The sequence below is a fragment of the Mixta sp. genome (assembly GCF_024610815.1).
GTDB lineage: Bacteria > Pseudomonadota > Gammaproteobacteria > Enterobacterales > Enterobacteriaceae > Mixta > Mixta calida.
This window is the reverse complement of sequence record NZ_JANION010000092.1, coordinates 1-12,782: the sequence shown is the minus strand read 5'-3', so window position 1 is coordinate 12,782 and position 12,782 is coordinate 1. Positions and strand designations below refer to the sequence as shown.

Genomic DNA, 12,782 nt, shown 5'->3' with positions numbered 1-12,782 from the left:
ATTACTGTTAACTGGATATTTAAGACAAATCTTAAATATCGCTTAAGGAGAGAAAAGGAAAGAACAATAAAAATGGAGACCTGATTATTATGCCAATCCCCTGCTTCCCGTTTCGATTTTCTTTATTAGCCCGCTTTGTTTCTTCAACCCTGGGCCTGACTATAGCGTTATCCGCGCCTGCCCAGGCGAACGGCCTGCTCTGTTTTAATAACAGTTCGTGCCACCAGATCGAAGACTGGATCGCCTCCGGGTATAAATTTGTAACGGGCGTGAACGAGAGTTCGCCAGACCCGGAATTTCCCGACAATACGGTTTACTCGCTAAATATTGTTAACGAAGCAGAGAACCTGGGCATGGTTTTTGAAAGCGATGCGACGCTTATCCTCAACGCAGGCGACCTGTTAACGCTTAACGATCAGGGTAAAGCGGTGAATGCTCCCGGCACGCTGACGGTCGGCACTGCGGCGACAAATGGAAAACTGGAGCTGGCCAGCAACGTGACCATTATCTCATCAAGAGAAAACCTCGCTGAAAAAAATAACAGCCCTTATTCAAATTCTGGCGTCTATTTAATGACGGGAAGCAAGCTGTCCATTGGCGGTAACCTGAACCTCCATAATCAGTTTGAAACGCAGGGCATTAATAACGAGGACGGTAGTCTGCGCGTTCAGGGTGGCGTCAGCGTACAACGACAGCCGGGAGAACAGTTTCAGGCGCCGGAAAAGTTTACTGCGATTGAAAACACAGGAAATATCGATATTGGCGGCATGCTCACCCTGCTCTCAAAGCCAGCGAGCGCAACCGACAGCGGCGCGTTCTATGGTATCAAGAATAACGGCGGGAAAATCACCGTCGGCGGCCTTTTGGCCGTGGATGTGTCCAATAGCGCCGCCAGTCAAACCTATTACGGCTTAAAAAACAGCGGCGACGTCAGCTTAACCGGCATGGCCGCCGTGCTGTCACGCGCGCAGGAAAGCGACGAAGGCAAGCGCGATTTTTACCATATTGATAACAGCGGCACGCTCGATATTAACGGTCAGGTTTTTCTCGACAGCCAAAGCCTGGTGAATGCGGAGCGTAACGATCGCTTTATCAATGAGGTTTACGCCATTTATTCAACGGGCGAAACCACCCTCAACGCCACCAGCCTGGTGCTGAATGGCAAAATGGTTGCCGACGGCGGCGCCATCACTCTCGCCAACGACCCGGCCTACAGCGGTTATATTACCGGTCTGACCGAAACGCAAAACGGCGGCACGATTAATATGACGCTCGCAGGCGCAAACAGCATCTGGGCGATGACGGGCGACAGCTCGCTGACTAACCTGAGCCTCAATAACGGCGCAACGCTCAATTTCGGCGGCAACCAAAGCGCCGCGTTCCGCACGCTAACGGTGGAAGGCAACTACCATGGCGACGATGCGCTGCTGGTGATGAATACCCAGCTGGGCGGCGATGCTTCGCCCACCGACAGGCTGGTTATTCAGGGCGACACGTCCGGCAGAACCTTTGTGCAGATCAATAACCTTAACGGTCTGGGAAGCGAGACGGAAAACGGGATAGAGTTGATTAGCGTCGGCGGCGTTTCAGCAGGCACGTTCGATCAGAAAGGCCGTACTACCGCCGGACTGTATGATTACTTCCTGCGGAAGAAAGAGAACAATTGGTATTTAACCAGCCAGTATGAGACGCCGGAGCCAGAGCCAACCCCTGAACCTGCGCCGGAACCGGCACCTGAACCCGCGCCTGTGCCCGCGCCTGAACCTGCGCCCAAACCTGACCCGGCGCCCGCGCCTGAACCCGCGCCCGCACCTGAACCTGCGCCCGCACCTGAACCCGCGCCCGCGCCTGAACCCGCTCCCGCACCTGAACCCGCTCCCGCACCTGAACCTGCGCCCGCACCTGAACCCGCGCTCGCGCCGGAACCGACGCCCGCGCCCGCCAAACGGGCCTGGCGACCGGAAAGCGGAAGCTATATGGCAAACATCGCCGCAATGAACAGCCTGTTTTTGCTGCAATATCACGATCGCCTCGCGCAGCAAACGCGTCAGAGTCTGGCGAACGGGGAAACCCACGGCGCGCTGTGGCTGCGTCAGACCGGCGGCCGCGACCGCAACATCGATCTTAGCGGCCAGCTAACGACGCGCGGCAACAGCTATGTGACGCAGCTCGGCAGCGATCTGCTGACGTTCAGCCACGGCGAAAGCGCCTTCACCGTCGGCGCCTTTGCCGGATATGGCCACCACCGCAATCATACCCGCGCGTCGCTCACCGGTTACCGCTCACGCGGCCAGGTGAACGGCTACAGCCTCGGCCTTTACGGCAGCTGGCTGAACAACGGCGCTTATATCGACAGCTGGCTTCAACACACCTGGTTTAACGGCAGCGTGAAAGGCGATGAGCTGGAGAATCAGGTCTATAAAGCCAAAGGCTACCTGGCCTCTATAGAGAGCGGCTACGCAATGCGCGCCGGCGCCGTCACCCTGACGCCTAAAGCGCAGCTGGCCTGGCTGGGCGTCAAGGCGGATACCTTTACAGATAGCCAGGGAACCCGAGTAAAAAGCAAAGGCGACGGCAGCCTGTCGACCCGCCTGGGGGCGCGCGTCGCGCTGACCGAAGGCAGCCTCGTCACGCCCTACATCGAGGCCAACTGGCGGCATCACACACAGCCTTTCGCCGTGCAGATGGGCACCGGCGAAAACCAGCCGTCAGGCGCGCGTAATCTGGCGGAAGTGAAACTGGGAGGAGAAGCGCGTCTGGCGCAGCGGCTGACTGGCTCTGTCGATGTGACGCACGCGGCGGGCGCGCATCGTTATCAGGAAACCTCAGGAAGGCTGAATCTGAGCTGGACGTTCTGAAAGCGGCAGCAGGCCCCCGACTAAGGGGGCCTGCTCTGCCCCCTTTTCACCAGGCGCGCGGCGATGAATTAGCATACGGCGACCTGAGCGGTGCGCGGCAGCACCATCATCATTTCGCCACAGGTCAGCATCAAATTCACGCCCTGGCCGTTAAGCGGCCATTCGCGCAGGAAAGCGAGCGTCTTCGGCGGCAGCTGCGGCGCGATGGCGCGGCGTTCCTGAATGCCCGGACCGCGCAGACGCAGCGTCAACCCACCGTTCAGCGCAGGCACTTCCAGAATTACCGTCGCGCCAGGCGCGCAGATTGCCGCCAGGTCAGGATCGCTGTCGCTGTGCAGCAGCGCAAATGCAGCAGGTTGTTCCGAGGTCAACGGCGCGCCGTTGTTCCGATGCAGGCTGTCGCGCAGCGCGGACGTCTCCAGCATAGGATCAATAAACAGCGGCGTATCCGCCTCATTCAGCGTGGTCAACAGCGCAGTAGCAGCCGGAGAGATGCCCGCCCACTGTTCTGTGCAGGGCAGCATAACCGCTGCGCCGGGTTCGCTCATCGCTTTCAAAATACGACGCAGCACGGGCTGCGTTTCAACTACGGGGCGGTTTAAGCTCGCCAGTAAACTCATTGTTCTTCTCCATTATTCTTCGCCGAATGCTCAAGCGTTAATTCTGTCATATCGCCGCGCGCCAGGCTGACGGCATATTCCGCCAGGCGGCCATCGGCGGCCCGGCTCAGGGTGCGGACGGAGAGCAGCGGCGCCTGTAGCGGCACGGCCAGCAGTCGACACTCTTTCGCCTGCGCGCGACGTGTAGTGATACGGGTTTGCACTAAAGTAAGCGGCTGGTCGCGCTGCTGCAAAAAGTCATGCAGCGCGCCGCTGCGGTAGTGCTGAAGCTGCGGCCACCAGGCAAGCTGAGGCAGGAAATGGTTGGTCACGCAGACCGGAACGCCCTCCATCCGACGCAGCGTGCGCAGATGGATAACCTGTTCGCCTTCCCTGCAGGCCAGTGCGGCCGCCACTTCCTGGCTGGCCGGACGCAGCACCGCCAGCAGGCGTTCGCTGGCGGCATCGCTACCCTGCTGCCGTAAATCATGGCTAAAGCGGGCGCGCGTATAGTGAGGATAGTTGACGGAATGCATCAGCACCAGTACGCCAACGCCGGGACGACGTAAAACCAGACCTTTACTTACCAGCTCATCCACCGCCCGACGCAGCGTATGCCGGTTTACCGCAAAGCGCGTCGCCAGCTGCTGCTCCGGCGGCAGATAGTCGCCCGATTGATAACGGCTCAGCACCTCCTGCTCCAGCTGTGCGGCAATGGCCTGATAAACGCTGGTCGGATGTCTGGATAGCTCGTTCATAACCGATTCCTCATGCCGCCGCGTCCGGTTCGGCGCGGCTTATGACGCTACTCTGGCGGGACAACATGACAGACGGGTGACGCGCCGGTGGCAGCGCGATGAATTTGCGTTAAGTTTGATTAGCTGAACGCAAAAAAAATTAGCCATATTAATCAGTAATTATATATTGCTGACAGCCTGAGCCAACCTCATTTCAGCGGGTGCGCCTGATGTAGCAAAGCGAAGCCCCCTTTTGTATGTCACACTTAAAGAACGGTTTTTGGTACAGCGAGAGCTTGAATGTTTAATAAAGATCAACACCCAGAAAGTTTTCGCCACGAGTTTGTTCGGGAGGTCATCTTTCCGTTAGTGGCGGTGCTGATCATTATCTGGTCTGCCGCCAGCTTTAGCCTGCTGTGGACCTCGCATCACAATAACGCTGAGGCGGTGACGCAGCAGGAAAGTATTATTAAAACCGCCTTCGTGCAGAGCATGACGGAGCATCAACGTCAGCTGCACAGCCTGACCAACTGGCCGCCGTTTGGCCAGCTTTTGCAACAGCCGCAGATCGATCTGGGCTGGCTGGATGATAATGTCGGCCGCTGGCTGTATGAGATGTTCGGCCATCAGGACATTTTCATTATCGATCCGCAGGAAACGATTCTGGCGGGCTGGCAAAACGGCCAGCGCATCGACAACAGCCGTTGGCCCGCGTTTGAAAAGGCGTTGGCGCCATGGCTACAGGGTCACAGCACGGAAGATAAAGTGGATTTCACGCGCGTTCAGCAGCGAGCCGCGATGGTCGCCATCGGCGATATCAGCGCTGGTGCCAGCGAAAGCGGCTATCGGCTGGTCAGCATTAAGTATCTGGACGATGGCTTTTTGAAAGCGTTAGCGCAGCGCAGTCTAATCAAACACCTGCACTATATCGGCGACGCCGCCGCGCCGCCGGGCCTGGCGCGCTTTGAGCTTTTCTCGCGTCTCGGCATATCGGCGGGCTATTTTGCCTGGACGCCGGAGCGGCCTGGCACAGAGATGCTGAAGCTGCTGATCCCGCTGCTGGCGGCCGTGCTGCTGTTAACCACGCTGGTGTGCGTGGTGATGATGTATCGCCTGTGGCGCCTGCGGCTGCGGCTGTCGCAGTCGATGCTGCAACTGGGCGCCAGCGAAGCGCAGGCGCAGCACCTGGCGTTTCATGATGTGCTGACCGGGCTGGCCAACCGCGCGCTAGTCGAGGAGCGTCTGACGCAGGCGCTGGCGCGCGCCATGCGCAACGGCAGCCAGACGGCGCTGCTGCTGCTTGACCTCGATCGCTTTAAAAATATCAACGATACCTATGGTCATCACGCCGGAGACGATCTGATTATCTCGGTGGCGCATCGTCTCTCCGCCCTGCTACGCGAAAGCGATACCGTCGGACGCATCGGCGGCGATGAATTTGTTATCGTACTGGAAGATATTGCGGAGATAGATGAGGTCGACCGGCTATGTCAGGGGGTTATCGATGCGCTGGGACAACCTTATATTCTGCTTGGCAGCGAAACCTGGGTCGGCGTCAGCATTGGCGTCGCGATCGCGCCGCAGGACGGTCTGGATCGTCAGGAGCTGATGCGCAAGGCGGATATCGCGCTCTACGAAGCGAAAAACGAAGGGCGCGGCCAGTATCGCCTGTTTGCGCGCGCGATGGATGAATCGGTGCAAACGCGTCAACAGATCGCCGCCGATCTGCGCATCGCACTCCAACAGCAAGAGGGGCTGGAAGTATGGTATCAACCCCTGATGGATGTGACCGGCGAGCAAATTGTCGGTTTTGAAGCGCTGCTGCGCTGGCACCATGCGCAACGCGGCGCCATTCCGCCCTCCGAATTTATTCCCATCGCCGAAGAGACGGGGTTGATTTTACCGATTGGCGAATGGGTACTGCGCGAAGCGTGCCGCGTTGCGCTGCGCTGATCATCGCCGTCAACGTATCGCCGATACAGTTTCGCGCCTCCGGGTTTGTGCAGCGTTTTAAAGAGATCGTGCTGGCGGAAGGCGCCGAGCCGCGCCACATTGAACTGGAGATTACCGAAGGGGTGCTGATCGAGGATGAGCGCGAGGCGCGCAATATCATTATCGCGCTGCGCGAGGCGGGCTTCCGTATTGCGCTGGATGATTTCGGCACAGGCTACTCCAGCCTCAACTACCTGAGCAACTTTCCGGTGGACAAAATTAAGATCGACCGCTCTTTTACCCAGTCGCTGGGCATTGCGGAAAATTCAACGGCAATTATCGAATCGGTGGTGCGGCTGGGTCATGCGATGGGATTGACCGTCACGGCGGAAGGGGTGGAAACCAGCGGGCAGATGTCGGCGCTGGCGGAGGCGGGCTGCAACCAGCTGCAGGGCTATCTGTTCAGCAAGGCGGTGCCGCCTGAGAAAATTGCGGCGATGCTGGAAAAACGTAAGGCGGGATAAAAACGCATCCCGCCTTAACGCGTCGGACGGGAAGCCCGCCCGGTTTCAGCCGTCACTGTCACTCAGGAAAGTCGGTGCCGAGAGTGGTCTCTTTCCACGCTTCAATCTGCGCCAGCCGCTCGCGCAGCTTGCTGGTCACCGCCTCGAAGCCAAACGCGCCCATCACCAGATGGCGCGGCGGATTCTCCTGTTCGGTAATGGCGATCATCGCCGCCGCCGCCCGCGCCGGATCGCCCGGCTGTTTGCCGCTGTAGCCCGCGGTGTTTTTCATCCGCGCGCCGGCGGTTTCCGCATAATCCGCGATGCGGTTTTCAGTCTGATGCAGCGAGCGCCCCGCCCAGTCGGTGCGGAACGGGCCCGGCTCGACGCAGGTGACTTTAATCCCCAGCGGCGCGCCCTCTACTGCCAGCGCGTCAGACCAGCCTTCCACCGCATGTTTGCTGGCGGCGTAATAGCCGGAGCCGGGGAAGCCGATCAGCCCGGCGACGGAGGTGATATTGATGATATGTCCGCGGCGCGCCTGGCGCATCGCTGGCAGCACCGCGCGCGTCATGGCGAACAGGCCGAAGACGTTAGCGTCGAACTGCGCGCGGATTTCCGCCTCTACGCCCTCTTCCACCGAAGACTGATAGCCGTAGCCAGCGTTATTCACCAGCACGTCGATGGCGCCGAATTTCTCCAGCGCCGCCTTGACCGCGCTGTCGATGGTGGCGCTGTCGGTCACGTCAAGCGCCAACGCCAGCGCGTGCTGTTCGTTGCCCTGCACCAGGTCGGCGACTTTCTGCACGTCGCGCGCCGTCACCACCACGTTAAAGCCGCGCTCGATCGCCTGTTGCGCCAGTTCACGGCCAAAGCCGGTTGAGCAGCCGGTAATCAGCCAGACCGGGGTGTTTGCCTTCATTAAGTTATCCTCTTTCAGGGTATCTTTTCTGTCTCACGATAGGCCCAACCGCGCAGGCGGCCAGGCTAACGAGCAGCATACGCTATCGCCACCGCCCGTTAATAAGCGTCTGATGCGTCGGATTATTTCTTCTTGCCCGGCAACACTTCGTTCAGCAGCTGGCTGGCGGTATCGCCAATCACCTGCGCGGCGCCGCGATCGCCTTTGACCATGGAAGCCATAAAGGCTTTTGCCTGTTTAAAGGTGATATGCGGCGGCAGCGGCGCGACTTCAGGATCGGTTTTCACCTCCAGCACCACTGGCCGGTCGCTGGTTAATGCTTCCTGCCAGGCGCCGCTCAGCTTTTCGGGATCGTCAACGTAGATGCCTTTCAAACCGAGCATTTCGGCGAAAGCGGCATAGTGCACGTTGGGGATAGACTGGCTGGCTTCAAAACGCGGGTTGCCTTCCATTACGCGCTGCTCCCAGGTGACCTGATTCAGGTCCTGGTTATTGAACACGCAGACCACCAGCCGTCCGTCGCCCCAGCTCTTCCAGTATTTCTGGATGGTGATCAGCTCCGCCATGTTGTTCATCTGCATCGCGCCGTCGCCGACCAGCGCCACCACCGGCCGGTTGGGGTAAGCAAACTTCGCGGCGATAGCATAGGGCACCGCCGCGCCCATACAGGCGAGGCCGCCGGAGAGCGTGGCGCGCTGTCCCTGTTTCACCCGATAGTCGCGGGCAAACCAGTTGGCGCAGGAGCCGGAGTCGGAGGTGACGATGGCGTCTTCCGGTAGCAGCGGCGACATCTCCCACACCACGCGCTGCGGGTTGACCGAGCTGGCGGGCGCCATCGCTCTCTCTTCCATCACCTGCCACCAATCCTGCACCTGGCGTGCGATATCCTCCTGCCAGCTGCGGTCTTCTTTACGTTTCAGCAGCGGCAGCAGCGCGCGCAACGTTTCCGCCGCATCGCCATGCAGATTCACTTCGCAGGGATAGCGCAGGCCGAGCATTGCCGGATCGATATCGATCTGTACGCCGCGCGCTTTGCCCTCTTCCGGCAGGAACTCGGTCCAGGGGAAGCCGCTGCCGATCATCAGCAGCGTATCGCAGTTTTTCATCATCTCTGATGACGGCTTCGTGCCCAGCAGACCGATGGAGCCGGTGACGAACGGCGCATCGTCCGGCAAGACATCTTTGCCCAGCAGCGCCTTCGCCACGCCTGCACCAAGCAGGTTAGCCGCCTGCACCACTTCTACCGCCGCGCCGCGCGCGCCGGAACCGATCAGAATCGCCACTTTTTTACCGGCGTTCAGCACCTCGGCGGCGCGCAGCAGATCCTCATGGTAAGGGACAATTTTCGGCCGCTGATAGCCGGGGCCGGAGTGAGTAAAGCCGTGCAGATGCTGCGGCGCCTGCCAGGGCTCATCCTGTAAGTCCTTCGGTAGGATCAGCACCGCCACGCCGTTTTGCGCTTTGGCGATGCGCACGCCGCGATCGACCAGATGCTGTACCTGCGCAGGGGCCGCAGCCTCCTGAACAAAGTTCGCCACGTCGGAAAAGACGCGATCAAGATTCAGTTCCTGCTGATAGCTGGCGGCGCGGGAGGTGGTTTCCGCCTGGCCGGAGATCGCCAGCACCGGCGCATGGTCAAGTTTGGCGTCATACAGGCCGGTCAACAGATGGGTGGCGCCGGGGCCGCCGGTAGAGAGGCAGACGCCCAGCTCGCCGGTGAATTTGGCATGGCCCGCCGCCATAAACGCCGCCATCTCTTCATGGCGCACCTGAATAAATTCGATGCCCGCGCCCTTTTTATTGGCGCGCTGGATGGCCCCCAGGACGCCGTTAATGCCGTCGCCGGGGTAGCCGTAAATGCGGGTTACGCCCCACGCTTTCAGGCGCTGCACGAAAAAATCGCTGGTCTTCATTGCCATCGTCTGTCTCTCCCTCTCAGATTACACAGACTTTAAGCATAGCCGACCTCGTCAGAAGGCAACCGCAGCGATTAGCCCATCGCCTGACTCATGACGCTCCAGGCAATCATTCCCTGCGGCCGCCACTCTTGTCCGCGCACCATGCGCAGCGGCGCGTCCACCGGTTGCAGGCCGCAGCGTTGCAGCCAGGGCCCTAAGCCGCAGCTGCGGCTGCTGTCGATGCGCACGAACCCGCCCGCCAGCGGCTGCATCGCCTGCGCAATCAGCCGCTGCGCGTCTGACGCGTCGGCGGCGATCGTCGGACCAATCACATAACCATGACCAAAGCGCCTGGTGACCGCAAAGCCGGTCGGCACGTCGTTTTGGCGCGTGACAATAATGCTGGCGCCGTCGGCGAACAGCCGCTCCAGCAGCGCCAGACGCTGAAAGCCGTTAGCACGGTAGTCGAGCTGCGCCAGCGCGGGCAGATCGCCGCGCCTCGCCAACTGCGGCGGCTCAGCCGGCGGCGGCGGGATTAATGATGGGGTTTGATACTGGATAATCTCGCCGGTTTCGACAAATCCGACCCGACGATAGAGCGGCGCGCCCGCCTCGGTAGCGTGCAGATGCAGTTCCATACCCGCCAGCCGTTCGAGCGTCTGCCGCAGCAGCGCGCCGCCGACGCCCTGACCGCGCGCGGCCTCCGCCACGATAATCACGCCGATGCTGGCGCGCTGCGCTCCCCAGCGCTAGAAAAGGGTGCTGCCGATAACCTGGCTATCCTGCTCCGCCACCAGCCCTTCGCCCAGCGCCAGCATCAGCTGCCAGTCGGCGAGGCGGTGCGGCCATTTAACTTCCTGCGTCAGCGCCACGCAGGCGGCGAGATCCTGCGGCGTCATGGTACGTATTTTCATTGTCGGCGCGCTCCGTTAAGGTAAAAAAAACACCTTAATCGCTGTGGCGAAGAACGGCAATGCGCGTCAGATCTGAAAATCGATCGCCGGCTCCTCCTCCTGGGTATTCAGCGCCTGACGTTTCATCTCCTCCAGCGACAGGTTGGCGTTGCAGAGTTCAAGGAATTGCCAGACGTAGTTGCGTTGCAGCTGTCCGCGTTTCAGGGCGAGCCAGACGGTGCTGGGCTCAAACAGATGGCGCGCGTCGATGCGCGTCAACGCCGCCTCCGCCGCCAGCTGGCACGCCTGATCCGCCAGGATGCCGACGCCCAGCCCCAGCTCGACATAGGTTTTCACCACGTCCGAATCCTGCGCGCTGAGCACGATGTCGGGCTTCAGTCCGGCGGCGTGAAAGGCGCGGTCGACGCGCGAACGGCCGGTGATGCCCTGACGGTAAGTGATCAGCGGATAGCGGCTGAGCGCGGCGAGGGAAACAGGGCTCTCCTGTTCCAGCGCGTGCCCTTTCGGCACCAGCAGCGCGTGGTGCCAGTTAAACCAGGGAAAGGCGGCCAGCGACGGCTGATTGACCAGCTGTTCGCTGGCGATGCCGATATCCGCCTCGCCAGCGGTGACCATGGCGACAATCTCCTGCGGCGAGCCCTGATTCAGCTCCAGCCGCACCTGGGGCCAGATGGCGCGAAAGGCTTTAATCACCTTCGGCAGGCTGTAGCGCGCCTGGGTGTGGGTGGTGGCGATGGTCAGCACGCCGCTGGTCTCATTGGTGAAAACATCCGCCAGCCGCCGCACCCGGCTCGCCTCGTCAAGAATGCGTTCGGCGATGGTAAGCAAGGCTTTGCCCGGCTCCGTCATACCCAGCAGCCGCTTGCCGCGCCGTACGAAGATATCCACGCCCAGCTCATCTTCCAGATCGCGTATATGTCGGCTGACGCCGGACTGAGAGGTAAAGAGCGTGTTCGCCACTTCCGTCAGGTTAAATTCACAGCGCGCAGCCTCACGAATAATTTTAAGCTGTTGAAAGTTCATAGCGCCTCTCCTTCTCTTCCGGTCAATGTTGCCTTTATGTTATGCAGGCACATTGATAGCAACAAATAATAAAAAAGGGTTTGTTATGCAATTAAGTGATAAAGGGAGCGGCGCGGCGGGCATAAAAAAGGCGCACCGGGTGCGCCTGTAGAAGCGGTAGAAAAGAAAGAAATTAGCTAACCAGCATGAGTTCGCGCGCCTCCGGCATCGGCCGGTTCTGCAACGTCAGCAGAATATTTTTTACCGCCTGCGCCGATGGCGACAGCGGCAAACGCGAGGAGATATTCAGCGACAGCGGCAGATTCAGCGAGGGAGAACTGATGCGCGCCATCCAGCCGTTAGTGGCGTTGACCAGCGCCCGCGCCGCCGATTCCGGCAGTACGGTGACGCCCATGCCGCTGGAGAGAGCGGCAGTCAGCGTCGAGAGCGATTCGATTTCGCCGATAATGCGCGCGCTCATACGGCGCAGGGAAAAGGCCTCGTCCACCCGCTTGCGCACTGCGCTGTAGTCGCGCGGCAGGAAGAGGTTCATTTGCGCCACCTCGGCCAGATCGACCGTTGCGCCGGGGGCGTCGTGGGCGCCTACCAGCCAGAGCTCCTCTTTCATCAGCGGCGTGCTGGCGATACCGGCCGTCGGCGTGCGGTCATACAGCACCGCCATATCAAGCTGGCCATTCATCACTTTTTCATTTAACGAGCTGCCGCTGTTTTCATGCAGGTAAACCAGAATATCAGGATGCTGTTCGCGCACCGTCTGCAACAGCGGCATGGTCAGCGAAGAGGCGGCGGCGCCCGGCGCCAGGCCAATGGAAACCTGTCCGTTGAGCGTCTGGCCGGCATTGCTGACTGCCGCCTGCGCCTGTTCGCACTGGCGTAAAATCGTGCGCGCATGAGCATAGAGGATCTTGCCCGCCTCGGTGGGCGTGACGCCGCGCTTGGTGCGGATCAGCAGTTGCTGATCCAGCTCATTTTCCAGCGTGGCAACCTGCTGACTCAGCGCCGGTTGCGCAATGTGCAGGACCTCCGCTGCCTGAGTCAGGCTGCCGATATCGACGATTTTCACAAAGTATTTCAGTCGTCTTAAGTTCATATTGCCTCCATCACGGGTTCCCGCATGCTGTAAAGGAAGTGTCGCGCCTGGCGCGGCTGTGAAGAAGGATTGCAATATGCAGGCCACTTTTTTCAACCGGACTTCTGACCTTAAAACCGCTGCCCTAACCCCCGATAAAATAAGAGAAACTGATTACCTCGCAAGAGGTAATCGCCGTTCATAAACCGCGCGCCGTACAGATTAACGCCGATGTTGCACCATTAGCGTGCGGCCGCTGCGTTGGTGCCGTGCAGGTGCCGACGACGCTTTTTTGCGGATCACAGTCACAAAACGATGATGCCGTAC

The 12,782-nt window shown here is 60.1% G+C and carries 11 protein-coding genes; 3 read left to right on the top strand and 8 right to left on the bottom strand.

Translation table 11 applies throughout. The features are described from left to right. The first annotated feature begins 269 nt into the window (after positions 1-269). A complete protein-coding gene (locus MYY08_RS05960; RefSeq protein WP_288013824.1) occupies positions 270-2,858 on the top strand; it encodes an autotransporter outer membrane beta-barrel domain-containing protein in 2,589 nt (862 codons plus the stop codon). A 68-nt stretch (positions 2,859-2,926) separates the two neighbouring features. Here MYY08_RS05960 and phnH read toward each other — a convergent pair whose 3' ends face one another. Both phnH and phnF read right to left on the bottom strand, forming a co-directional pair. Beyond that, on the bottom strand, positions 2,927-3,478 hold the full coding sequence (gene phnH / locus MYY08_RS05955) for a phosphonate C-P lyase system protein PhnH (protein ID WP_084971506.1): 552 nt from the start codon (positions 3,476-3,478) through the stop codon (positions 2,927-2,929). Further along, positions 3,475-4,215 carry a phosphonate metabolism transcriptional regulator PhnF gene (gene phnF, locus MYY08_RS05950; protein WP_038625335.1) on the bottom strand — a complete coding sequence of 247 codons (741 nt, stop codon included), beginning with the start codon at positions 4,213-4,215 and terminating at the stop codon, positions 3,475-3,477. Before phnF ends, phnH begins: the two co-directional genes overlap by 4 nt. Positions 4,216-4,494: 279 nt before the next feature. On the opposite strand from phnF, the gene MYY08_RS05945 reads away from it, so the two are divergent. Further along, the gene (locus MYY08_RS05945; protein WP_353738459.1) at positions 4,495-6,147 is read left to right on the top strand and encodes a putative bifunctional diguanylate cyclase/phosphodiesterase; all 1,653 of its coding nucleotides are present in this window, start codon (positions 4,495-4,497) and stop codon (positions 6,145-6,147) included. Beyond that, positions 6,108-6,650 (top strand): EAL domain-containing protein, encoded by a 543-nt coding sequence (locus MYY08_RS19180; protein WP_353738458.1) that lies wholly within the window; start codon positions 6,108-6,110, stop codon positions 6,648-6,650. Before MYY08_RS05945 ends, MYY08_RS19180 begins: the two co-directional genes overlap by 40 nt. 58 nt (positions 6,651-6,708) lie before the next feature. Here the strand turns inward: MYY08_RS19180 and MYY08_RS05940 are convergent, their stop codons facing one another. From MYY08_RS05940 to nac, 6 genes are all read right to left on the bottom strand, one after another. Continuing rightward, on the bottom strand, positions 6,709-7,551 hold the full coding sequence (locus MYY08_RS05940) for an oxidoreductase (protein ID WP_038625333.1): 843 nt from the start codon (positions 7,549-7,551) through the stop codon (positions 6,709-6,711). 122 nt (positions 7,552-7,673) lie between these two features. Further along, complete coding sequence (locus tag MYY08_RS05935; protein ID WP_288013820.1) at positions 7,674-9,470, bottom strand: thiamine pyrophosphate-requiring protein; 1,797 nt, start codon at positions 9,468-9,470, stop codon at positions 7,674-7,676. A gap of 71 nt (positions 9,471-9,541) precedes the next feature. Next, entirely contained in the window at positions 9,542-10,174 is a 633-nt protein-coding gene (locus tag MYY08_RS05930) for a GNAT family N-acetyltransferase (RefSeq protein WP_288013826.1), read from the bottom strand. A 24-nt stretch (positions 10,175-10,198) separates the two neighbouring features. Next, positions 10,199-10,363 (bottom strand): GNAT family N-acetyltransferase, encoded by a 165-nt coding sequence (locus MYY08_RS05925; RefSeq protein ID WP_288013818.1) that lies wholly within the window; start codon positions 10,361-10,363, stop codon positions 10,199-10,201. A 66-nt stretch (positions 10,364-10,429) separates the two neighbouring features. Beyond that, positions 10,430-11,386, bottom strand: a complete 957-nt coding sequence (gene cbl / locus MYY08_RS05920) for an HTH-type transcriptional regulator Cbl (RefSeq protein ID WP_038625330.1) — start codon at positions 11,384-11,386, stop codon at positions 10,430-10,432. Positions 11,387-11,558: 172 nt separating this feature from the next. After that, positions 11,559-12,476, bottom strand: coding sequence for a nitrogen assimilation transcriptional regulator NAC (gene nac / locus MYY08_RS05915; protein ID WP_038625329.1), 918 nt, complete (start codon positions 12,474-12,476; stop codon positions 11,559-11,561). Positions 12,477-12,782: the final 306 nt, after the last annotated feature.

Coding starts and splice junctions, on each gene's coding strand:
- MYY08_RS05935 (WP_288013820.1), bottom strand. CDS start 9,470: ATGGCAATGAAGACCAGCGATTTTTTCGTGCAGCGCCTGAAAGCGTGG.
- phnH (WP_084971506.1), bottom strand. CDS start 3,478: ATGAGTTTACTGGCGAGCTTAAACCGCCCCGTAGTTGAAACGCAGCCC.
- MYY08_RS05940 (WP_038625333.1), bottom strand. CDS start 7,551: ATGAAGGCAAACACCCCGGTCTGGCTGATTACCGGCTGCTCAACCGGC.
- nac (WP_038625329.1), bottom strand. CDS start 12,476: ATGAACTTAAGACGACTGAAATACTTTGTGAAAATCGTCGATATCGGC.
- phnF (WP_038625335.1), bottom strand. CDS start 4,215: ATGAACGAGCTATCCAGACATCCGACCAGCGTTTATCAGGCCATTGCC.
- MYY08_RS05925 (WP_288013818.1), bottom strand. CDS start 10,363: ATGAAAATACGTACCATGACGCCGCAGGATCTCGCCGCCTGCGTGGCG.
- cbl (WP_038625330.1), bottom strand. CDS start 11,386: ATGAACTTTCAACAGCTTAAAATTATTCGTGAGGCTGCGCGCTGTGAA.
- MYY08_RS05945 (WP_353738459.1), top strand. CDS start 4,495: ATGTTTAATAAAGATCAACACCCAGAAAGTTTTCGCCACGAGTTTGTT.
- MYY08_RS19180 (WP_353738458.1), top strand. CDS start 6,108: ATGGGTACTGCGCGAAGCGTGCCGCGTTGCGCTGCGCTGATCATCGCC.